Source organism: Methylomonas sp. 2F7 (assembly GCF_057126975.1).
Genome location: NZ_CP195203.1, coordinates 4612359 through 4636429 on the forward strand (window position 1 = coordinate 4612359; position 24071 = coordinate 4636429).

17 protein-coding genes and 1 pseudogene are annotated in these 24071 nt (G+C 48.4%); 17 read left to right on the forward strand and 1 reads right to left on the reverse strand.

Features of this window, described 5'->3' with window-relative positions:
• Positions 1-10: 10 nt before the first annotated feature.
• From ACR64Q_RS20790 to ACR64Q_RS20805, 4 genes and pseudogenes are all read left to right on the forward strand, one after another.
• Positions 11-337, forward strand: a pseudogene (locus tag ACR64Q_RS20790) (TniQ family protein); the annotation flags it as partial.
• Positions 338-919: 582 nt separating this feature from the next.
• Positions 920-1822, forward strand: a complete 903-nt coding sequence (locus tag ACR64Q_RS20795; protein ID WP_483823435.1) for a hypothetical protein — start codon at positions 920-922, stop codon at positions 1820-1822.
• Positions 1823-2608: 786 nt separating this feature from the next.
• Entirely contained in the window at positions 2609-4303 is a 1695-nt protein-coding gene (locus ACR64Q_RS20800) for a protein adenylyltransferase SelO (protein WP_483823419.1), read from the forward strand.
• A gap of 176 nt (positions 4304-4479) precedes the next feature.
• Positions 4480-4728, forward strand: a complete 249-nt coding sequence (locus ACR64Q_RS20805; protein ID WP_033157619.1) for an AbrB/MazE/SpoVT family DNA-binding domain-containing protein — start codon at positions 4480-4482, stop codon at positions 4726-4728.
• A 141-nt stretch (positions 4729-4869) separates the two neighbouring features.
• On the opposite strand, the gene ACR64Q_RS20810 is transcribed toward ACR64Q_RS20805, so the two are convergent.
• The gene (locus ACR64Q_RS20810) at positions 4870-5661 is read right to left on the reverse strand and encodes a nuclease-related domain-containing protein (RefSeq protein ID WP_313732990.1); all 792 of its coding nucleotides are present in this window, start codon (positions 5659-5661) and stop codon (positions 4870-4872) included.
• Positions 5662-5727: 66 nt separating this feature from the next.
• Between ACR64Q_RS20810 and ACR64Q_RS20815 the strand changes: the two genes are divergently transcribed.
• The 13 genes from ACR64Q_RS20815 to ACR64Q_RS20875 all read left to right on the forward strand — a co-directional run bounded on the left by ACR64Q_RS20815 (position 5728) and on the right by ACR64Q_RS20875 (position 24062).
• Positions 5728-6381: an SOS response-associated peptidase gene (locus ACR64Q_RS20815; protein ID WP_313732991.1), complete on the forward strand. Its 654-nt coding sequence runs from the start codon at positions 5728-5730 to the stop codon at positions 6379-6381.
• A gap of 186 nt (positions 6382-6567) precedes the next feature.
• Positions 6568-6807, forward strand: a complete 240-nt coding sequence (locus ACR64Q_RS20820; protein WP_313732992.1) for an HTH-like domain-containing protein — start codon at positions 6568-6570, stop codon at positions 6805-6807.
• 42 nt (positions 6808-6849) lie between these two features.
• On the forward strand, positions 6850-9834 hold the full coding sequence (locus tag ACR64Q_RS20825) for a type I restriction-modification system subunit M (RefSeq protein WP_313732993.1): 2985 nt from the start codon (positions 6850-6852) through the stop codon (positions 9832-9834).
• Positions 9827-12499 carry a TrlF family AAA-like ATPase gene (locus ACR64Q_RS20830; protein WP_313732994.1) on the forward strand — a complete coding sequence of 891 codons (2673 nt, stop codon included), beginning with the start codon at positions 9827-9829 and terminating at the stop codon, positions 12497-12499. The genes ACR64Q_RS20825 and ACR64Q_RS20830 overlap by 8 nt, the downstream gene beginning before the upstream one ends.
• Positions 12500-12526: 27 nt before the next feature.
• Positions 12527-13747 (forward strand): RNA-binding domain-containing protein, encoded by a 1221-nt coding sequence (locus tag ACR64Q_RS20835; protein WP_313732995.1) that lies wholly within the window; start codon positions 12527-12529, stop codon positions 13745-13747.
• Positions 13748-13764: 17 nt separating this feature from the next.
• On the forward strand, positions 13765-16857 hold the full coding sequence (locus tag ACR64Q_RS20840) for a type I restriction endonuclease subunit R (protein ID WP_313732996.1): 3093 nt from the start codon (positions 13765-13767) through the stop codon (positions 16855-16857).
• On the forward strand, positions 16857-17570 hold the full coding sequence (locus ACR64Q_RS20845; RefSeq protein WP_313732997.1) for a M48 family metallopeptidase: 714 nt from the start codon (positions 16857-16859) through the stop codon (positions 17568-17570). The genes ACR64Q_RS20840 and ACR64Q_RS20845 overlap by 1 nt, the downstream gene beginning before the upstream one ends.
• 44 nt (positions 17571-17614) lie before the next feature.
• On the forward strand, positions 17615-17893 hold the full coding sequence (locus ACR64Q_RS20850; RefSeq protein ID WP_409521146.1) for a YceK/YidQ family lipoprotein: 279 nt from the start codon (positions 17615-17617) through the stop codon (positions 17891-17893).
• A gap of 336 nt (positions 17894-18229) precedes the next feature.
• Positions 18230-19012, forward strand: coding sequence for a TIGR04255 family protein (locus ACR64Q_RS20855; RefSeq protein WP_313732998.1), 783 nt, complete (start codon positions 18230-18232; stop codon positions 19010-19012).
• Complete coding sequence (locus tag ACR64Q_RS20860) at positions 19009-19818, forward strand: helix-turn-helix transcriptional regulator (RefSeq protein ID WP_313732999.1); 810 nt, start codon at positions 19009-19011, stop codon at positions 19816-19818. Before ACR64Q_RS20855 ends, ACR64Q_RS20860 begins: the two co-directional genes overlap by 4 nt.
• Before the next feature lie 60 nt (positions 19819-19878).
• The gene (locus tag ACR64Q_RS20865) at positions 19879-20661 is read left to right on the forward strand and encodes a hypothetical protein (RefSeq protein ID WP_483823420.1); all 783 of its coding nucleotides are present in this window, start codon (positions 19879-19881) and stop codon (positions 20659-20661) included.
• Between the two features lie 939 nt (positions 20662-21600).
• Positions 21601-23220 carry an N-6 DNA methylase gene (locus ACR64Q_RS20870; protein WP_483823421.1) on the forward strand — a complete coding sequence of 540 codons (1620 nt, stop codon included), beginning with the start codon at positions 21601-21603 and terminating at the stop codon, positions 23218-23220.
• Positions 23221-23222: 2 nt separating this feature from the next.
• Positions 23223-24062, forward strand: coding sequence for a restriction endonuclease subunit S (locus ACR64Q_RS20875; protein ID WP_483823422.1), 840 nt, complete (start codon positions 23223-23225; stop codon positions 24060-24062).
• The last annotated feature ends 9 nt before the right edge of the window (positions 24063-24071 follow it).

Below are 24071 nucleotides of genomic sequence, written 5' to 3' on the forward strand. Positions count from 1 at the left end.
CGCTTTACCTGTGCGTCCGCGACCGATCGATGGTGAGGCCACCCTGGGTTTTTTGATGCGCGTTGCACGGGCAAACGGTTACGAAACGCTGCGGCAGCTAGGCAATACATTTCGAAACTTTGAATGCCTATGCCAAGCGCTTGGCTTATCAGCTGAGGAAAGACAGGCATTGTTTGGACCCCATCCAAGTTTTTGGGGACCAAGCGCATTGTCGAACGGGCTGACTGCCATCGACTTTAACCATAGTCAAATGCGCTGGTGTCCGCTCTGCCTTCGCGAGTCGGCACATCTACGCGGGCCATGGCTGCTGAAAATCAGCTGTATTTGCAACCGGCATTCGATCAGGTTATCTGAAAAATGTCCTAGGTGTGGAAGCACTCAACGGCTAGAACGGGTTAACCTTGAGCAATGCGCTTGTGGGGCGTGGCTTGCCGATGCCCGAGGTGCTGATCGAGTCGATGAACCCCTGATTTCCGTCAGCCGCGCGGTTGAGGCGGCAATTGACAGCAAGTCGGCATTGGCGGGTTTTCCTGCTATGTCATTGCCAGAATGGATCAGATTGATTGGTTATTTAGGGCAGTACTCGGAAACCTTCCAACCCGCCAAACCGGGGAAGATTGCGAATTTACATCAACTGAATACGGCAACCACGTTGATGCTGCAAGTGAGTCGGCTATTGGATGGCTGGCCGGAAAACTTTCACGCCCTATTGAGCACTCTAAATCAGCAAGCGGACAGTCAATCCAGTATTCGCAGGACTTTCGGGTCGCTCTATCGGACGCTATACACGGACTTGTCCAATGAATGTTTTCAATTTCTGCACGACGCATTCGAGGGCTATTTGCACGTGCATTGGTCAGGGATAGTCAATAAACGCCACCGAGCGTTTAAGCTAGAAACGATTGCCAGACATCCCCGCGTGACCTTGAAACAAGCCGCCAAAAAAGCCGGCGTGGCACCGTCAACTGTTCGCCATTTCATTCGAGCCGAGGTGATCGCTGGGAATCAGATTGAATTGCCGTCCGGTCGGAAGATGCGTTCAGTCGATAAACAGAGCCTTACTGAAATAGCGATTCTGGCAAAGGGATGTGTCACGCTTGATCAAGCTGCCAAACAATTGGTGCTGCCGAAGGCCCGGATTAGAGACTTAATTGCAGATGGCATCCTAAAACCGTTGGTATCAAGAATGCACGGCAATGCCGCTGCTTGGTTAATTCCAAAACAGCAAGTGCAAGCATTGGTTTTCGCCGGCACAGAAACGATGCACTCGCCACCGACAATAAACGTCAGATACATATTGAAGTATTGGCATCTGCGCGATGGGGAATTCATCGCACTCGTTCGGGCGCTTTTGGCAAACCAATTGAAACCAGTGGGCAAGCCGGATGAGTCAGTGCCATTGGGAAATATCCAGCTTGATGAGCAACAGACTTGGCAGTGGCTTGCGGAAATGCGCTATGCCGACGGTGCCAGTATTTCTGTCGACCAGGCAGCGAAGAGACTAGGCTTGAAACAACAAGTGGTATACGACTTGGTAAGGCTGAGGTTACTGACGACTATCCAAGATCATCTTCCTGGTCGGCGAGTCACGCAAGCAAGTCTCGACAATTTTCAAGCCACCTATATGTCATTGGCTGAATATGCCAAGTCAGTAAATCGGGCGCCGCGATGGCTATTGCAAACTCTGCCGGTGCAACCAGTTTCAGGACCTTTGATCGATGGCAGCCGGCAGTATTTTTTTCGTCGGTCTGACCTATATGGTGAATTGAGTGGCAATGGAGCCAGTTTGATTGCCCCGTCCTCTCCAAATGAAATGGAGTAGAAACCCTATGATGCCATGTAATCTTTGCAGTCCAGCCGATGAAAACGGTATACGTCAGCCCTTTGGTTCAGAGGGTCAAATGCTTCTGGGTTTAAAACAGCGGGGGAAAACGAAATACTTACCAGATGGAATGAGTTATCAACGGACATACGTTTGTCAGGATTGTGGCGCCGAATGGAAAATGATCGGTAAGCTGGGCCCAAATCCAAGTTACAAAGACATACCCATACTTGAAATCGTCAGGCGCTGAGCAGGAGAAATGCCAGAGAAAAAATCATCGTATTTTTGCAGGGTCCGCCGAGTTCGCTTACTTACAACGCGATGGCGATAACGCGATGTATGCAACGACGATAAAGTATATCCAAGGATGGTAGGCCGGCAAAACCTGACTGCTGGGAACTAACAAACATCACTAACATGGAAAAAAGGCGGCAAGTCCATCGCGGGTGTTGAATAGTAGTCATCAACCGGCACACTGTGACGTATTACACTCTTTCTGCAATGACAATGGTGAGCTTCTAACTTGAAAAAATTGACGCCGCTGTTGTTCAAAACGCGGCAAATCTTTGACAATCTTATGAGTAATGGCGGTTCCTAATGTACGCCGAACAATTTCTTGATGTATCAATAATCCTCAAAACAAGCGGATAAAACGAAACTTAATACCCCAGAAAAGACGATTGTGCGTACATTAGGAACTTTTAGTATTGGAATTTACCTTAACGAGCCTTGGCATAAACAATTATGACAAACCGACTGCCCCAGAAAGCCTCCTCGACTATATCGATGCTCCAGGATCTTGCGAAGTTGGCAAACTATTCTCTGATGGACACGCTCAACTGTGACCCTGACGCGACAAAAAACGGTAACGACCACGCGCCGCGACAAGTCTTTACGGGACATTATGTTCCCGTCAAGCCGACTCCAATCATAGACCCTGAGTATGCGGCTCACAGCAAAAACTTTTTTTCCGAGCTTGGCTTTGCCGACAGCATGGCAGAGTCCTCCGATTTCGTCCGCATGTTCTCCGGCGACATCTCTCAGGTTCCAGAGCCGATGCGCAAGGTTGGTTGGGCGACTGGGTACGCACTTTCCATCTATGGTACGGAATACATTCAGCAGTGTCCGTTCCAAACTGGCAACGGATATGGAGACGGTCGTGCAATTTCTGTGCTTGAGGCCGTCATCAACGGTCGACGCTGGGAGATGCAGCTCAAAGGTGGCGGTCGCACGCCATATTGCCGAGGCGCAGACGGTCGCGCTGTCTTGCGGTCAAGTATCCGCGAGTTCTTGGCTCAGGAGCACATGCACGCCCTTGGCGTACCGACATCGCGGTCTTTGAGTTTGTACGTTTCAAAAACGGAGAAAGTAAAGCGACCGTGGTACTCGGAGGGTTCGCGCTCGGAGAATCCTGACATGCTTATATCTGAGGCTGTCGCCATATCGACACGCGTCGCGCCGTCGTTCATTCGCGTCGGTCAACTTGAACTTTTCGCTCGCCGCTCCCGTAAAAACGAACACCCAAAAGCGCTGGAAGAACTGGAGAAAATTGTGTTGCACTTGATTGATCGTGAGTACGCTGACGTGGTCAATAAACAACTCACAACCCCCGATAAATTGCTGTTGTTGGCGCGCGAGTTTCGTAGCCGCCTCACGTCACTGGTGGCGAACTGGATCCGCGTCGGCTACTGCCAGGGTAATTTCAACAGCGACAACTGTGCAGTCGGTGGTTTTACACTTGATTATGGCCCCTTCGGCTTTTGCGATGTGTTTAACCCCCATTATCAGCCTTGGACGGGAGGCGGTCATCACTTTTCGTTCATGAATCAACCTAGCGCAGCGCAACGCAATTTCGATATGTTTTGTTCGTCGTTGCGGCCGTTGCTGGCATCGCATCAGGACTATTTGCTAGAGCTCGACGAGATTCAAAGTGGATTCTCGAAAGTTATGGAAGCGCAAATGGAAAAGATGTGGGCCGCCAAGCTGGGTCTTAGTGATTTGAAAACAGCGTCTCATAAGGCGCTTTGCAGCGCACTAATCAGCGAGCTAGGAACACTCATGATGCAAACGCCTGTCGACTACACTATTTTCTTCCGCGAGCTCTCGTCGGTACCCGACGACATTGGCCCACTCAAGAAAAGCTTCTACAATTTTGCGGCGCATGACACAACCCTCAAAGAGGTAGATAAGCGTTGGACAGCGTGGCTCGCGAAATGGAAAACACTTCTCAGCAGTTCCACTGAGGAAACGTCTAGGCAGATGAAGCTTGTAAACCCAAAGTACATTTTGCGAGAGTGGTTTGTTGTGCCGGCATATCAGCAAGCAGCTGTGGGAAATTATTCTCTAATTCGAGAACTTCAGGACGTGATGACGCAACCCTATGAAGAGCAGTCGAAGGACGTGGAAGATAAATACTATAGGTTGAAACCGCCTGAGTTCTTTGAGGTGGGTGGATTGTCCCACCTTAGTTGCTCGTCGTGATTCGTTGGCATTGAAAAAGTAGTGCCAGATACGAATGGCACTTACTTAAGCTTCTTCGGATGCCCATATTTTTTCACGTGTTCCCTCGCCTGACCGCTTGGCTCAATAAGTAAGGTATTGTTTTCATTGAAAATAAATTTTATGGTTTAACTTGGTTATCCAAGAAGGGTTAATAAATGCAAACTGAAATTAAGAAGTGGGGCAATAGTGCCGTGGTTCGATTGCCGGCCAGGATGCTCGCCCAATTGAAGTTGGAAGTTGGTTCATCAGTTGAACTAACTGTTGACGAAACGGGTTTTCGGATTGAACGAACAACAGCAAAACCAAAGCTCAAGTTGGACGACTTGCTGGCTGAAATTACGCCCGATAATCGACACGAGCCGATTGAGTGGGGAACAAGCGTTGGGCGCGAAGTCGCAATGTGATGGCTGCGAACTATCTGCCTGTTGATTTAAATGGCTTTTTGCTTGCTAGTTGCAAAATGGCGTCTAATTTTCACCACAATGTTAAAGTCTGAGATCAAGCAAAAAGTGTCATAGATAAAATCCGCCTGATCAAATCTAACGTTAAACAGCTTTCACAGTCCTGCATCTAGGATACGCGCTACATCCCCAAAACTGATTACCTTGGTTGTCTCCTGTTTTAGCGGTTCTCAGGATCATCGGTTTTCCGCATTTAGGGCAGGCGTTTTCAGGTTGCTGCTGCTTTTGCTCTACGATGCGCTTAACATGCCGTACGTGTTCAGCATGGGTTTTGATAGAGGGCTTTAGACGACCTGCTTGGATTTTACGGCACGCATCCGCGATCTCGCTTTCGGTCAATAGGCGCTGTTGCTTACTTTTAATAAAGCGAATGTACCCACCGGCAAATACCACGTTCTCGGGCATCGGGGTTTTAAACTCACTATCACCGACAAACACTACTAACGAAAACAGTTTGCTGGGTTCAATTTCCAATGCAGATTGCAGCGTCTGCGTGTGCTTATAGTTTTGATGCAAGGGATTCTGGAATTGGTTTTTGTGCTTGTAGATTTGTTGCGTCCACATCTTTTGCTGCGCACTACCAAATATCCAGCCTTTCAGATTCTTAGTTTCAATGACGAAAATGCCATAAGGCGATACGATGACGTGATCCACCTGCGTGGTGCCGTCTTCGGTCGGTAACGTGACGTTTTTGAATAAGCGATAGATGTTTTTATCCAAAAACAACGCGGCCGCTAAATTGACCAGGGCTTCTCCGATCACACCTTTCATGAACGGTGTTTTCAAGAAGCCGATGACGATCAACAAGACAAATAGCCACCAATAGCTTGCTATCACGGGCGCAAACGCTTGTAACAGAATTTGGTTAATATCCATTTAATGAGTCCAATGGTGGTTTTAATCGGTATGGGTCTTACGAACCACAGGTAAGGAATGGTCGGTATGTGCGGTCGCTACAACCTCAGGGCAACGCCGGAAAGCATAGCTGAACATTTTGAGTTGCCACGCTTGCCGCGCTTTAACGTCAGCTACAACATTACCCCTGCGCAAAAAATCCTTTGCATCGTTGAGCTAGACGACAAATCCTTAAAATCGGTAAACCTGTTCTGGGGCTTGGTGCCATCGTGGTCTAAAGACGATAAAAACAGCCACCATCTGATCAACGCCCGCGCGGAAACCGTCAGAGAAAAACCCAGTTTTCGCGCTGCCTTTCATAAGCGCCGCTGCTTAATCGTCGCAAGCGGTTTTTATGAGTGGCAGAATTTGGAATCGCACAAACAAGCGTTTCATATCCATCGTCAAGACAATCAGTTATTTGCCTTTGCTGGACTTTGGGAACATTGGGAGTACGACGCGCAAACTCTGTATTCCTGTACCATCATCACGACCGCAGCAACGGCACTGATGCAACCGATTCATGAGCGTATGCCGGTTATCATGCCTACTGACCATTACCGGGATTGGCTGAATAAATCAGCAGGGGAAGATGACGTGTTTCAACTATTGGGTAATCAAGCTTACGTTGATATGACCACAACACCCATTAGTGATTATGTAAATAATCCAAGACATAATGACGAGCGGTGCTTAATTTGAGTGTTGTTAGCTACCCTTTTTCAGCCCTTAAGCTCAAGACTTTTACCTCGCTTGCTAAAAATAACACTCGGTAACGAATACCGCGTTTGCCAGGGTTCCGATTATGAGAAGGAAATTTTTGCTTGTTGAGTTATTTTTAGCTAATTTAGCTAAATTTTCTAATTATGCGCGCTGCGTGTTTAAGCTATGAACGAAAACGAGATCTACGACAGCATCAAGCAAGCCTTGGTGGATGCGCCGCGTAATCAATATACCGCTGAGCTACATCTGCAGATGATTAAGTACGCTGATGAACTCAAACACATCACCGCTAAAGAGTTTTGCGAAGGCGTAGGTCTTCGCGAGAGTTTTGGCACTGAATTCAGCAAGATGCGTAACCTGACGCAACGCCTGAAAGCGGCGGGACTCAATACCGATCTACTTTAACGGAATAAACCGAATACAAACCAACGGAATCCTTACCTCTAAATGGCTATTAAAAAAACCGAACTTTACTCTTCCCTCTGGGCCGGCTGTGACGAACTGCGCGGCGGCATGGATGCTAGCCAATACAAGGATTATGTATTGACGCTGCTGTTTATGAAGTACGTGTCCGACAAGTACAGGGGTGACCCGTACGGCATGATCGTTGTGCCGCAAGGAGCCAGCTTTGATGACATGGTGGCATTAAAAGGCGATAAAGAAATCGGAGAAAAGCTGAACAAGATTATTAGTGCCCTTGCTGAAGAGAACGACCTGAAAGGCGTGATCGACGTTGCCGACTTTAACGACGAAGACAAGCTCGGCAAAGGCAAGGACATGATCGACCGCCTATCCAAACTGGTAGGTATTTTTGAAGGCATTGACTTATCCGCCAACCGCGCCGACGGTGACGACTTGCTGGGCGACGCCTACGAATACCTGATGCGCCACTTCGCTACAGAATCCGGCAAATCCAAAGGCCAGTTTTATACCCCGGCGGAAGTCTCGCGCATTTTGGCTAAAGTGATTGGTATCAGCCAGGATACGCCGCAAGATGCCAGCGTTTATGACCCCACCTGCGGTTCCGGCTCGTTGTTGTTAAAAGCCAGCGACGAAGCACCACGCGGCCTGACCATCTTCGGCCAGGAAATGGATAATGCCACCAGCGCGTTGGCGCGCATGAACATGATTCTGCACAACAATGCCACCGCCAAAATCTGGAAAGGCAACACCATTGCCGACCCGCAATGGAAAGACGCCAACGGCAAACTCAAAACCTTCGATTTCGCCGTCGCTAATCCGCCGTTTTCCAACAAAAACTGGACCAGCGGCATTAACCCGCAGGAAGACGAATTCGACCGTTTCACCTGGGGCATACCGCCAGATAAAAACGGCGACTACACCTTTTTGCTGCACATCATCAAAAGCCTGAAATCCACCGGCAAAGGCGCGGTGATTCTGCCGCATGGCGTGTTGTTTCGCGGCAATGCCGAAGCGCGTATTCGTGAAAACCTGCTAAAGCAAGGGTACATCAAAGGCATTATCGGCTTGCCAGCCAACCTGTTTTACGGCACCGGAATTCCGGCTTGCATCATCGTCATTGATAAACAACACGCCGCGCACCGCAGCGGTATTTTCATGATCGATGCCAGCAAAGGCTATATGAAAGACGGCAACAAAAACCGGCTGCGCGCGCAAGATATCCACAAAATCGTCGATGCCTTTACCAAACAACTGGTGTTGCCGCGCTATAGCCGCATGGTGGCCTTAAGCGAAATCGCCGCCAACGATTACAACCTGAATGTTCCCCGTTACATCGACAGCAGCGAACCCGAAGACCTGCACGATTTAAGCGGTCACTTACAAGGCGGCATACCCAACCGCGACATCGCCGCGCTGCAAGACTATTGGCAGGTATTCCCCAGTCTGCGTCACAGCCTGTTTGCCGAACTCCGACCCGGCTACAGCCAAGCGCTGATCTCGACCGCTCAGGTCAAACCCACGATTTTGAACCACCCCGAATTCATCGCTTTTGCCCGGCAAAGCCTGCAACCGTTCACTGCTTGGCGTGAACGCGCCGCGTTAAAAGAGATTGAAATAGCCCAGAAACCTAAACTCATCATCCAGCGCATCAGCGAAGACCTGTTACAAGCCTACGCCAACAGCGCCTTGCTGAATAAATACGACGTCTACCAAATCCTCATGGATTACTGGGCCGAAGTCATGCAGGACGATGTCTATGTGCTGGTACAAGACGGCTGGGCGTCCTTTTATGCCGGTCATGGAGATGTGTTCGTTAGGATTACAAATATGTCGCGGGAGTCAATCTTTTTAGATTTGACTGAGACAAAGTTTGTTTTATTGCCCTATCAATCGTCAGAAGGCAAAAGAACATCGCTTGAGAATGGCGATATTCTTGTATCGATTACCGCTGATATTGGTATTTGCAGCTATGTGGATGAACGATTGGAAAAGCCTGCTTTTATTAATCAGCATGTTGCACTTATTCGTTTTGATAAAAAGGAAATACATTCAAAATATATAGCTTACTTTTTATCATCAGAGAATGTCCAAAAGCTGTTTAAAGGAGCCGCTGATCAAGGCGCAAAAGCTGGAATGAATCTTGATGCCGTAAGAAAAATACGTGCGGCGATTCCATCAAAATCAGAACAAACCGCCATCGCTAATGCCCTGTCCGATGTCGATGCTATGATTAATGAGCTGGAAAAACTGATTGCCAAAAAACGGGCCATCAAAACCGCCACCATGCAGCAACTCCTCACCGGCCGCACCCGCCTGCCACCCTTCAACCTGCGCGAAGACGGTACAAAAAAGGGCTATAAGCAGAGTAAGCTGGGGGAAATTCCGGAGGATTGGGAATTATCAACTATTGGCAACCACACTCTATGGATGTCTGGTGGCACGCCCAGTAGAAGTAATGAAGAGTTCTGGAACGGTTCCATTCCTTGGATTAGTGGATCGACATTAAAAAGCTTCGAGATTTCAACGTCAGATCAATTTCTGAGCGTAGAAGCTGTTGCTACTGGCAGTAAAATGGCACCAGTAGGAGCTGTTTTATTACTTGTAAGAGGAAGCGCACTTCACAATGAAATTAGAGTCGGAATGGTTGTGGCGCCAGTTGCGTTTAATCAGGATGTTAAAGCGCTGGTTCCTACAAATGGATTAGACTCCAGGTTTTTAACCTTCTTTTTTCTGGCAATGGAAAACGAGCTTCTAAAGTTAGTAAGTTCCGCTGGAAATAGCGCTGGTGTTCTTGATACTGGATTGATTAAAAATTTCAGACTGTTCCTGCCTTCGGAATCAGAACAAACCACCATTGCCACCATCCTGTCCGATATGGACGCCGACATCCAAACCCTGCAACAACGCCTAAGCAAAACCCGCCAAATCAAACAGGGCATCATGCAGGAATTGTTGACAGGTAGAATACGCTTGGTTAAACCAGCCCCAAAGGAGAATGCGAATGTCTGAGGTAAACGGACAAGCCATCTACACCAAAGCGAGATTCTTTAAATGCGCTTTGCAGGTCAATCCGGCCGGCTACATCAAATATCGCGGAGCACAACAAACGTTATCCGAGGATGAATATAACCAGCAACTACTAACTGCCGCGCTCGAAGCAGCTATTGAAGTAGTAGGTCTGGCTGATCATGGTTCGGTTGATGGAGTCGATAAGTTGCGAAGCCTGTTTTCTCAAAATGGGCTTGTGGTGTTTCCGGGCTTTGAAATTGCGTCCAGCGAGAAAATTCACTTTGTTTGTCTGTTCGATGAAAGCAAAACCTCGCAAGAGCTGGAGCGGATATTGGGGCGTTTGGATTTACTCGATCCGCAAGATGGCGTACTGCCAACCAACCTCACGGCGATTCAACTCATCGATAAAGTCAAAGAAATTGGCGGTTTCATATTTGCAGCTCACAGCACCAACGATGATGGTGTTTTGAAGCGCAAAATGAACCATGTGTGGCAACACGAGGCATTATTAGCAGCCCAGATACCCGGCACTATTGAAGGTTTAAAAGAAGCATCTGAGGTTTTGTATTACCGAGCGTTTACAAATAAAGAGGACGCTTATCGGCGCGAACGTGAAATGGCGGCGCTTAATGCTGCGGATGTTGCTAAACCTGAAGATATTAAAAACCCAGGTGCTTCTTGTTTGGTCAAAATGACCAAACCGTGTTTTGCCTCGTTTAAGCAAGCCTTTCTGGATGCAGGATCGCGAGTTCGTTTGAATTCAGAGAAACCCGAAAATTTTGCCTCTGCCATTGAGCGAGTGCGATTTGTCGGGGGCTATTTAGATGGCGTGGATATTGAGCTTTCAGAACACTTGAACGCAGTGATCGGTGGCCGAGGTACCGGTAAATCGACGCTACTGGAGTGTATTCGTTTCGCAATGGACCTTGAGCCTTTTGGGAAAGAGGCAAAGTCTAAACATGACGCAATTTTGAAAAACAACCTGGGCAAGGAAAGCGGGAACGTTGAATTGATAGTGCGCTCCGCCACAATGCATGGTCGAAAATTTAAGGTCAGCCGCAAGTATGGCAATCAGCCGTTCGTTGTTGATGATCAAGGCAGTGTTATGCCTTACAAACCGATTGATTTGTTGCCGGGGATTGAACTCTATGGTCAAAACGAAATTTACGAGATGACCCGCGACCCGCACAGCAGGAATCAACTGATTGAGCGCTTTTTGGAGGGTGATCACGCTAACTTCGATACCACAATTGACAAGATATTGAGCAGCCTAAAAGACAATCGAGAATCCATCAATCGAGCAAAACAGCAGAAAGCGGATATCGAAGCCGATGTTGAACGCTTACCCAAATTGCAAGATCAGGCGCGACAGTTCCAAGCCTTAGGACTAGATGAAAAACTCAAGATCATTCCGAAGCTGGAAAAAGAAAAGCAGCTCGGCGAACGTATCACCGAGGAAATGGAACGCGTTGGTGAGGCGATTGTTACGTTAAAAGACAGTCTACCCGATACAACTTTCCTTAGTGATGCCGCTTTGGACGAGCTACCTCATGCCGATCTTTTAAAACAGCAACGATTGTTGCTGGAGCAGCTAACCGGCAAGCTGACGCACGCGATTACAGAACTGGAGCTGATGAAGCAAGAAGCGACCATTGGGCTGGCACCGCTTCAGCAACAAATACAGAGTGCTATTGCAGGTGAAGAGCAAACTCTTGAAAGTGCTTTTAAAGATATTCCGGCCAGTCAAGGTAAAACTGGCCGCCAGATTGGAGCTGAGTATCAATCGTTACTTAAACAGATTGAGCAGATCCGTCCCAAACAAACCGTATTACAAAATAGGCAAGCCCAAATTGATGAGCTTTATAGCCAACGTAAAAAACTTTTACTGGAATTAGCCCAGGAAACCAGTGCACGATCCAGCGCTATGCAGAAGTCTGTTAAGAGCTTAAACCGCAAATTGGAACAAAAGGTACGTCTAAAGTTGCAAAGCGAAGGGAACCGACAGGTGTTCGTCAATTTCCTTGAAGGATGCAAATTGGAAGGTGTCGGTGCCAAAAAACTAGCCTGGGTCGTGGAAGGTGATTTTTCCCCTGCTAATTTGGCAGCAACTATACGCGAAGGAGAGCAGGCGCTTAAACAAAGCAATTGGGGACTTACTCCAGCGGTTATCCAAGCATTGTGCCGAATGACCGAAAGCCAGTTGTTACAGCTAGAAGAACTTTTGCTTCCAGACACCATGGCGATTGAGCTTAATGTGACCCATGGTGAACGAGAAGCGAATTTCCGACCAATCGATGATTTATCAACAGGTCAACAATGCACGGCTGTTTTACATCTGTTGCTGCTTGATAACCAAGACCCGCTTATTCTTGATCAGCCGGAAGACAACTTGGATAACGCTTTTATTGCCGAGAGGATTGTTTCTGAGCTGCGTAGAGCCAAGCTAGTGCGGCAATTTTTGTTCGCCACACATAACGCCAATATTCCTGTATTTGGTGACGCTGAATGGATTGGTGTGTTGAGCGTGGATGACAATAAAGGACGTATTTTACCTGAGCAGCAAGGTGCCATCGATGTACCTGCGATTCAACAGTTATCAGCGGAGATATTAGAAGGCGGTAAAAGTGCATTCAATCAACGCCGTGAGAAATATGGCTTTGAATAGGTGTAGTCGTCGCCTTAGGAGAGCGAAATGCTGAAAACAGAATTGTTAGAAATTATTGCTAATGGTGAAAACTCAGGTGTTGAGTTTAAACGGGACGACATTCGCCCTGAGCAATTGGCCAAAGAAGTGGTTGCGATGGCTAACTTCCAAGGAGGTAAGTTGTTATTGGGAGTTGAAGATGACGGCACTATAAGCGGCATTCAACGTCCGAACCTTGAAGAGTGGGTGATGAATGTAATGCAGGACAAAATTCATCCGCTGATTCTGCCCTTTTATGAAGAAATAAAGCAGGATGATGGGAAGTCTGTCGCGGTCATTAGTTTTCCACAAGGCATTTCGAAACCTTACGTGGTGCGCGATAAAGGTAAAGAGGAAATCTATATTCGCGTGGGTTCGACTTCCAGGCTTGCGACCAGAGAACAGCAAATGCGATTGTTCGAGCTAGGTGGCATGTTGCATACGGAAGTGATGCCAGTGCCGCGTACCGATATGAGTTGCTTGGATGATGCGCGATTAACCAATTACTTGAAAGACATTTTAAGGGACCCGGACATACCAAATTCACCGGAGGCTTGGCAGGCTCGGTTATTGGGGCTCAGTTTTCTTACCGAGGCAGCAGGCAATATATATTGCACCATTGCCGGCTTGGTGTTGTTTGGCAAGAATCCACGCAGATATTTGAAACAAGCCGGGCTCCGTGTCCTGGCATTCAAGACCCAAGACAAAGAATATCAAGCTGAACTGGATGAGATTTTAGATGGGCCGATGGTTGGCCGTTGGGATATTGATGACTCAGGCAAGCGGTTAGTTGATGGCGGCGTCATCGAGCGCTTTATGGATGCGATTGGGCCATTTATCTCACAGGAAGCAGGCGAGATTGATGAAGGGTTAAGGCGAGAAACCCAGTGGTTCTATCCACTAGAGGCCGTGAGAGAGGCTTTAATTAACGCCCTGGCGCATAGGGATTGGACGCGGTTTGTTGAAATCGAAGTTGGTTCTTATGCCGATCGCTTTGAAGTAATTAGCCCCGGTGCTCTGCCGAATTCAATGACGATAGAAAAAATGAAGGCTGGGCAGCGCTCGCCACGAAACACGCTGATTATGGAAGTGTTGAGGGATTATAGTTACGTTGATTTTCGAGGCATGGGGGTGAGAACTAAAATTGTGCCTTTGACTAGGGCTCTGACCGGTAAAGAGCCAGAATTCGTGGTAACGGACGATTACCTGAAAACCACGTTGTACCGTTAGTTGAAAAGGAGTTTGCTTTGAGTCAGGTAGGCCAGCGTGAACGCGCAACACAAAATCGGATTGTGGCCTTTTTTCAAAAAGAACTAGGCTACCGTTATCTGGGCGACTGGCAAGATCGCGCAGGCAATAAAAACATTGAAACTGATTTATTAACTGTGTGGCTGCAAAAACGTGGCGTTAGTGATGCACTGATTACCCGCGCCATCCGCCAACTGGATACGGCGGCGGCACTGGGCGAAGGTAAAAAGCTGTATTACGCCAATAAGGATGTGTATCGCTTGTTACGCTACGGCGTGAAGGATAAAGAAGGCGCGGGTGAACAGAATCAAACCGTCTGGTTGATCGACTGGAACAATCCGGAAGCCAACGATTTTGCCATTGCCGAAGAAGTGTCGATCAAGGGTGAAAACAAAAAGCGCCCCGATCTGGTGTTATACGTCAATGGCATTGCCTTAGGTCTTTTGGAGCTGAAGCGCTCTTCGGTATCGGTGGCCGAAGGCATACGCCAGAATTTGGATAATCAAAAGAAAGACTTCATTCGTAATTTCTTCACCACCCAGCAACTGGTGATGGCCGGTAACGATACTCAGGGCTTGCGTTACGGCGCGATTGAAACCCCGGAAAAGTATTATCTGGAATGGAAAGAGGATGTGGCTAATGGTTATGAGCACAAGCTGGATTTTCATTTAAGCCGCATCTGCAATAAACAGCGTTTCCTGCAAATCATTCACGACTTTATGGTGTTTGATGCTGGCGTCAAGAAAACTTGCCGCCATAACCAATTTTTCGGCATTGCCGCTGCCAAGCAGCATATCGCGCGGCGTGAAGGTGGCATCATCTGGCACACCCAAGGTTCGGGTAAAAGCTTGACCATGGTGTGGCTGGCGAAGTGGATTCGCGAAAATGTGAAAGATAGCCGGGTGCTGATCGTCACCGACCGTACCGAGCTGGATGAGCAGATTGAAAAAGTTTTTACCGGTGTGGAAGAGGCTATTTATCGCAATAAAAGCGGTGCTGACCTGGTGGCAACGCTCAATCAGCCCAATCCCTGGCTGGTGTGCTCACTGGTACATAAATTCGGCCGGCAATCCGAAGGTGAAGATGAAGGCGCGACCGACGCGTTTATTGAAGAACTGAAAAAATCCCTGCCCAAGGATTTCAAGGTTAAGGGTGATTTGTTCGTGTTTGTCGATGAGTGTCACCGCACCCAATCCGGCAAATTGCACGAGGCCATGAAGAGCATTTTGCCCACTGCACTGTTTATCGGTTTTACCGGTACGCCGTTGATGAAAAAGGACAAGAAAAAATCGGTGGAGGTGTTTGGGACCTATATCCACACCTACAAATTCGACGAGGCGGTGGCCGATGGCGTGGTGCTGGATTTGCGCTATGAGGCGCGAGACATCGATCAGCACATCACGTCGCAAAAGAAAGTCGACGAATGGTTTGAAGCCAAAACCCGTGGTTTATCCAACATCGCCAAAACCCAGCTCAAGCAAAAATGGGGCACCTTGCAAAAGGTGTTATCTAGTAAGTCGCGCTTGCAGCAGATCGTTAATGACATTCTGTTGGACATGGATACCAAGCCCAGGCTGATGGATGGCTACGGCAATGCGATGTTGGTGTGCGCCAGTGTTTATCAGGCTTGCAAAGCCTATGAAATGTTCAATCAGTCGGATTTGGCCGGTAAGGTGGCGATTGTCACCAGTTTCCAGCCGACCGCGACCAGCATCAAAGGTGAGGAAACCGGCGAAGGTTTGACCGAAAAGCTATTCAAATACGAAATTTATCGCAGGATGCTGGCCGATTACTTTGAGCAGCCGGAAGATGTAGCAGCGAGTCGAGTTGAAGAGTTTGAAAAGGCGGTTAAAAAGCGCTTCATCGAAGAGCCGGGGCAAATGCGTCTGCTGATTGTGGTGGATAAATTGCTGACGGGTTTCGATGCGCCCTCTGCGACCTATTTATACATCGATAAACAAATGGCGGATCACAGTTTGTTCCAGGCCATTTGCCGGGTGAATCGCTTGGACGGCGATGATAAGGAATATGGTTACATCGTCGACTACAAAGATTTGTTCCGTTCGCTGGATAAGGCTATTACCGACTACACCCAAGGGGCTTTTGATGGCTACGACCAGGAGGATGTGGCCGGGCTGCTGAAAGACCGTCTGGAACAGGCGCGACTGGATTTGGACGACGCCCTGGAAATGGTTCGCGCCTTGTGCGAACCGGTCAAAGCGCCGCGCGCGACTCAAGATTACATTCATTACTTTTGCGGTGAATCTGGGGTTAATCCGGACGCGCTTAGTGAGAAAGAAGCGTTGCGTCTAACCCTGTATCAAAACGTTGCCAAGCTGATACGGGCGTTTGCCAATATTGCCAATGAACTGCCGCAGGCTGGATTCGCTTCAGCCGAAGCTGAGCAGATTCGTGCGGAAGTGGCGCATTTTGAAAAAGTGCGCGACGAGGTGAAGTTGGCTAGTGGTGATTTGCTGGATATGAAACGCTTTGAACCGGCTATGCGGCATCTGTTGGATATGTATATCCGTGCTGATACCAGTGAACAGTTGATGGATTTTGAAGAGCTTGGGCTAATCCAACTGATCGTTGAAAAAGGCATAGAAGCCACGGAATCTCTCCCGGAAAACATTCGCAAAAATCAGGATGCGATGGCGGAAACCATCGAAAATAATGTCCGTCGCACCATTGTTGATGAAAACCCGGTCAACCCCAAATACTACGAACACATGTCGTTGTTGTTAGATGAGTTAATTAAGCAGCGTCGACAAAAGGCCATCGATTATCAGAAATACTTGGAACGTATTCGCGAACTATCCCGCAAAGTGATTCGTCCGGAACAAGCCAGTGCCAGCTATCCGTCATCGCTGGATAGTCAAGCCAAGCGGGCCTTTTACGACAACTTTGGCCAGGATGAAGTGCTGGCTACCAAAATCGATAGCGCCATTCGCTTTACCAAGAAAGCCGATTGGGTGGGCGACCGCTTTAAAGAGCGCGAAATTGCCAATGCGATTCGGGAAGAAACCGCAGGCTATGACATCGATATTCCCAGCGTGATGGAATTGGCTAAAGCGCAGAAGGATTATCACTAATGCCACAGATGCAGATTGGCTCGTTATCCCTGCAACTGAATCGCAAGGCCATTAAAAACCTGCATATCAGCGTGCTGCCGCCCGATGGCCGCATTCGTGTGGCGGCGCCAGAACAGATGACTGACACCGCCATTCGTATGGCCGTGATCAGCCGCATACCTTGGATTAAAAAGCAGCAACGCGACTTTGCCACACAACCTCGGCAGTCAGATCGAGAGATGGTCAGTGGCGAATGTCATTACTTTTGGGGCAAACGCCACCGTTTGAACTTGATAGAACGGGTTGGTCGGCATGAAGTCAAAGTATCTGGCGGCAAAATCCATTTATTCGTCAATCCCGGTACGTCCATTGAAAATCGTGCCTTGGTCTTGAATGAGTTTTATCGGACAGAGCTCAAAAAGCAGGTCGAAAAGCTAATCCCTGAATGGCAACAACGCATGGCGGTTGAGGTTGCTGGTTGGAGTGTCAAGAAGATGAAAACCAAATGGGGTAGCTGCAACGTTGGCGCAAAACGCATCTGGTTGAACTTGGAACTCGCCAAAAAGCCACCCGAGTGCTTGGAATACATTCTGGTCCATGAGTTGGTTCATTTATTAGAACGCAAACATAACGAACGTTTCCGAGAGCATATGGATAAGTTCATGCCGAATTGGCGTGAAAGGCGAGATCTTTTAAACAAGATGCCTTTGTCGTTTGTGAGTTGGTTGTATTAATTATCAAGGTAGATTGCTAACGGTGAAATAGTAGAGGTACAGCGGTGCTAACATTTAAGAAAGTCCTATACGGAGCAATTTGCATTATCGGACTATCCGGATGTGCAACCTTCAAAAGCTTAAACGCCGAGGTTCCCTTGTATGAGCGCGTATTCGTCTATAGCGGAACCAGACTAAATTGGGCAGCGTTAGAAAACGACGATGTGACTATCCGAAAATTCAAGGTTGAACCTCCGAGCTATCCTTTAGTGGACCTGCCATTCAGTTTTGCAATGGATTCTCTGTTTTTACCGTTAGCTGTAAGTGCTGAGATTTTTCACTGATGGCAATTTTTAAAGCTCTGACCGGTATCGGTTGCAACCAATTTGTGACTAACCTAGTTCATCGTGACTTTAATTCAGTTCAGCTGTTCTGGGCATTTTAAGCTTTTGGTTTTGGAATTAATATTTTCTGATCTTAGAGAAATTGGCAGCTCACTAATCAGTCGCCTGGCTGAGCGGATTTTTCACGTGATACCTGGACTAGAATTTCCAATGAGGAGCGGTCAAAAAAACATTGAAAAATTTATTTGCGCAGAAGTGTCAACTTTTTTGTAAACTATTTCTAGTATACTTTGAAGAAAGCATGTTTACATAACCGTGACAATAAGGAGATAAGTTATGAATTCCACTGCGCTTGGGACGTGGCGTAATCCGCCCCTCGTCTATGTTGTCGCGGAACTTGCCATCTCCCCCTACTACTCAATGAGCGTTAAGGTTCCTGGACTTCAGGACAGTCTGAGACACTCCTTTCCTCGTACGATTGAAGCTAAAGAACTAATTATCGATGGGGGCAAGCCCACTCCACAACCCTTATGGCAGCTGTTGTCGGTTGATCAAAAACTTGGTGTTCAGTTAGGCACGCGCGCAATCTCGTTGCACGCAACGAGCTATGTTCAATCGAACGACTTCTTGGGTCGCTGGGCTGAAGTGTTAGATGCTATTCAAAATGCCAGTCTTGGAGCATTCGTCGAGCGAGCAGGTTTGAGATACATTGACTTGATTGTTCCTTCAAATGACCGTTCGCCAGCTGACTATTTAGCGGATGGACTCAAAGGTATTGAACCGGAAGGAGCTCACTCTACTGGCTCCATGTGGGCTGCAGCATTTCAGTACGACGGAAGCTTAGTAAATCTTCGCGCAGCTGCGCCAGCACCACAGGGTCTCTTGCTGCCGCCGGATTTCAATGCACTACCACTAAGCAAGCCATTAATGATGCAAGGAGCTGAGAAACACATCCAGAACGGACAGGCGATAGGGTTCGTCGATACTGACTGCCTCAAAGAAATTGGGCAGGTATTTGATGCAGGAGAACTTTTGGGGATCTATACGGAAATGCAAAAATTGACGTCGAGAACTTTCAAAGCCTCGCTTTCAGATATAGCGAAAAGAGAATGGATATGAGCAACACAATAGTAACGCGCCAATACACTGCTCGCCAAGCGGCACTGATGCAGCAGCACCCTGGCGATATCATTTCTGCCGCTCAAAAATCGGTAGAAACTTTAGCGGGCAACCAATCTGGGAGGGTTCAAGTAGTCTACTCTGACGACCAGACTCAAGCTTTAGCTTCGAGCGTTTTAGGTCTTCACAGCTTTGGAAAAGGGTTTGGCAAGGCCCTAACTGCTGGCACTGTGGCATATGTACTCTGCGTTTCTTCACCAACAAATTCGCCTGAGTTGTTTGCTGCTTCGGACGATATTCCTAGCGAGAATGTTTGGATTCGCTGGTCAGAACAAGCCAAAGAGGCTCTGCAAAAAGGTGCGTTGAAGGAACAGCACCCTTCGACAGCCGCCGCTCGCCTGAGAGTTGATCGCCTTGCCACGCTCCAAGCGGCTTTTGGATTTACGACTCAGGATTTGGCATCCGTCCTTGGTATTTCGCGCCAACAGCTTTATAAGTGGCTTGATGCTGCCAATCCGATACAAATTCAAGAAGCGAGCCGCGTGCGTCTATCGATATTAGAACGTATTGCTAAGGAATGGATGTCACGGTCTAAAGTACCACTCAGTTCAGTAAGCCGTGAAGCTGTGACAGACGGAAAAACCGTACTTGCTATGATGTCTGCGGATATCATCGACGAAACCTTGATTGTAGCTAGCTTTGATGAACTGGCCACCAAGCTTCAGACAAAACCCAAAACACGCAGCCAGCGCCTTCGTGAAGCAGGGTTTACCCGACGGACATCATCTCTTCCTTTGGACGACTAAGGGAGATTTTCCTTGGCATTCGGTGATGATGTTGCTCAGCATGGGTGGCGGACTGGGTCTGTGATAGCAGCCGAAATGCTCCCCCTGCTCCAACCCTACTTAATACGGCACGATCAGCAGCCGGCATTAGTTGCAGCAGATGATTGGCTTGTTGTCGTTTCGCAGACTTGCGACATCGTTGTTTCAAAACTGGATGCAGAGCCGTTGGTCGAAGTACTGCTTTGCAAGCCAATTTTAGGCAAACCTCGCAAAGGCCGACGCAATCTGGAATCAACCCGTCATCTCGACTTTCGCCCAAATCGCGAAACCCATGCTGATTTAGTCTTAACTGCGCATGCGGTAGCTGATCGTTACCTTATTCCTCGGAACTTGCTCTCAACTAATGTACCTGACCAAGCACGTTGTTTAGACAATATTTCATCTTCAAGGGTATTGGCATGGTATGCACTCCGCGCTGGGCGCCCATCTTGGCCAAACAACTTTTGTGATCGTATTCGAAATGCAACGGACGCCCTAAAAGACGCGCTGGATCTTGATCTATTTGCTGAGGATAACTCCGAGGTAAGGGTTGCTATAGCAGAAAAGAACCAAGAGCTCAGAGATGGCGAAGCGTATCATTTAGCCGTTTACTTTGTTGTCGATGAGGACACATGGAATGGTGATCTTGATGACCGAAAAGCCATAAACGCAGCATTTGCAAAGTTTGTCTCTGAACTAGATGCTTGCGAAGGGATAGAAGTAAATCAAGATTTGAGTGGAGTTGTACCTGGAAATGAGTTTAGCTGGCAAGAAACCCAGCAGACTGATCAATGGAACTTCGCGAATCTGAGTCATCGCGATTAATCTAAATGACAACAAGTCACCAAATAACTCGTTGTCTTACAGTGTTACAGACCTGAATAACAACCAGGATTAATGTCGTTCTCATGGGCCTACGCAACGAAGAGCTCTGATTTGCGAGTGTCAGCAACTAGTGCGTTGCTGTCATTTGAACGTCTGAACTGCCAGTAGACCGAACGTCGGGTTTTTGGCCGAACTTGCTCTATCAGAGATGGGTTCGAAATTTTTCAATATTAATGGCACAAAATCCGGAATTTTTCATTTTTTGTGTCAAAAGCGAGAATAGGGTATGACACAAAAAATGAAAAACAGCTTTAAATTCAATGATCCATTTTTCACTTAATTTGGCACCCGACAGCTGTTGTCGATGTCAGATCTCAAAATAGATGAAAAAAATCTCACAATTGTGAAATGAAATCTCATAATTCGTGAAATGGGCTCTGGCTTGGTTAACTGATCGACAAATTGAATTTGGGGGGATTAGGCAGGTTCTGAACTCAACCTAAATAACTACAAAACTTGTTCAAATGAGATTGATTGTTATTTGTTGCCATTGACGGGTAACCGGGTTGGAGTTTGAAGACACTGCCTTCCGTATTGAGCTTAGTGAGCAGGGAGTTTTTGCTGGCGGATAAAGTTGTTATCCCTGCATGCTTTTGGTGGCGCCTTCGGGCGCCATTAGTATTTCTGGAAAGCCGGATTTCATTACAAATGAATCGGCGATGCCAAATAAGAAGAAACCCCAAGCAGATCCAATTCGCAAGTAATGTCTAGCGACAAATCATGATCGATCTGGTTGGCGGCCAGACTTGTACGATCTTATGACTTGAATGCTTGATGCGGCGCCGGTGAACTCATGTACTACCATAGGGTAGCAAGTACTTTAAAGTGCGTAACTAAGCTATCATTCCCGTCATTTTTCGATAAAGCCAAGAACAAACCATGCATTGGATTGCCCCTTCCGAAAAGGACACCAACACCGCCACATTGGAAAAGCGTCTTTGGGATGCTGCCGATCAATTCCGCGCCAACTCGGGCCTTAAAGCTCAGGAATATTCCGGCCCTATTCTTGGCCTGATCTTTCTGCGCTTCGCCGAAGTGCGCTTTGCGATACTGCGCAACAAGCTTGATGCAGCGGGCGCATCGTCCAGACGCGGTAGCCGGGTGGATGAACCTGCGGCCTATCATGCCGAAGGCGTACTTTACCTGGAACCGGAAGCCCGTTTTGATTACCTGTTGACCCTACCGGAAGCTACCGACATCGGCGCTAACGTCAACGCGGCCATGCGCGGCATTGAAAAGCACAATCCGCAACTGGCGGGCGTACTGCCCAAAACCTACAACCTGTTTACCAGCACCCTGCTCAAGGAACTGCTAAAGAAAGTCTCCGAGATTCCTGCCACCGTCGATTACGACGCCTTTGGCCGTATCTACGAATACTTCCTCGGCGAATTCGCCCGTACAGAAGGCCAAAAAGGCGGCGAGTTTTACACCCCAAGCTGCATCGTCCGGCTACTGACCGAAATCATCGAACCCTTTCATGGCCGGATTCTCGACCCGGCTTGCGGCTCGGGCGGCATGTTCGTGCAATCGGCGCGCTTTGTCGCCGAACACCAGAAAAACCCAGCCGCCGAACTGGCGATTTGCGGCGTGGAAAAAACCGACGAAACCGGTCGCTTGTGTCGTCTCAACCTGGCGGTACATGGCCTGGAAGGCGACATCAAACACGGCGGCAACGTCAACAGCTATTACGACGACCCGCACAACGCCACCGGCCAATTCGATTTTGTCCTCGCCAATCCACCGTTCAACGTCAACGCCGTGGATAAAGAACGGCTCAAGGACATGGTCGGTGCTGGCCGGCGCTTTCCGTTTGGCCTACCACGCACCGACAACGGCAATTATTTGTGGATACAACTGTTCTACTCCGCGCTTAACGCCACTGGCCGTGCCGGTTTCGTTATGGCCAACTCCGCCTCCGATGCCCGCTCGTCCGAACAGGAACTCCGCCAGCAATTGATCGAGGCTCGCGCGGTGGATGTTATGGTTGCCGTCGGCCCCAACATGTTCTACACCGTCACTCTACCGTGTACCCTATGGTTTTTTGATAAAGCCAAAGCCCAGTCGCCGCGCGCCGACAGCGTGTTGTTCATCGACGCCCGCCACATTTACCGGCAAGTGGATCGGGCCCATCGCGAATGGACACCGGTGCAGATCGGTTTCATCGCCAACCTGGTTCGTCTGTATCGTGGCGAAGCGCTCGACTTGACCGTCGGTGGCGAGGACACCTTGAGCAAACTCAAGGAAGTTTTTGGCGAAACGACCGCCTATGCCGATGTGCCTGGCTTATGTAAGGCGGCGACGCTGGCCGAAATCGAAGCCCAGGGCTGGTCGCTCAATCCAGGTCGTTATGTTGGGGTTGCGCCGGGCGAAGAGGTCAGCGACGAAGATTTCAAGGAACAACTCGAGGCGCTGAACGAGGAACTGGAAGTGTTGAATGCGCAGGCTCGGGAGTTGGAGCAGACGATTGCCGTGAATGTGGCGGGTATTTTGGGAAATTGAGGATGGCAACTTGGTCGCTAAAACGCATGGATGAACTATGTGAGATCACCTCAAGCAAACGTATTTTCGCGGCAGACTACGTTTCCGAAGGTGTGCCTTTTTATCGCGGACGGGAAATTACCGAAAAATATAAAGGTAACCTTGAAGTCTCAACGGAGCTTTTCATCACAGAAGAGAAATTCAGGGAGATTGAGCGCAAGTTCGGCGCGCCTAAGCAAGGTGACTTATTGCTTACATCGGTTGGCACGCTCGGTTCCGTTTATGTTGTAAAGCCAGGCGACCGTTTCTATTTCAAGGATGGAAACTTGACTTGGTTTCGCCACTTCAAGGGGCTCGACAGCCAGTTTTTGTATTACTGGATAGGCTCACCTCAAGGCAAAGCGGAGCTTCAGAAATGCACAATTGGTTCTTCCCAGTCGGCGTTCACCATCGTGCTATTAAAGAGCATTGAGATTGAGCTTCCACCACTCCCCGTCCAGCAACGCATCGCTAGTATCCTGTCGGCCTACGACGAACTCATCGAGAACAACCAGCGGCGCATCAAGATTCTGGAGACGATGGCCCGCAACCTTTACCGCGAGTGGTTCGTCCACTTCCGCTTCCCCGGCCATGAAAATCATCCGCGTGTTGATTCACCGCTTGGTGAGATCCCGAAAGGGTGGGAGGTGAGAGCATTGATGGATTTATGTTCTCGAATTACAGACGGCTCCCATTTCAGTCCACCATCTGTCGAATACGGCTATCCAATGGCTTCAGTTAAGGATATGCATGATTGGGGAATCAATCTTGAAAGCTGTCGCCGAATCACCAGTGATGATTACGAGAAACCTTGTAAGGAATGATTGCAAACC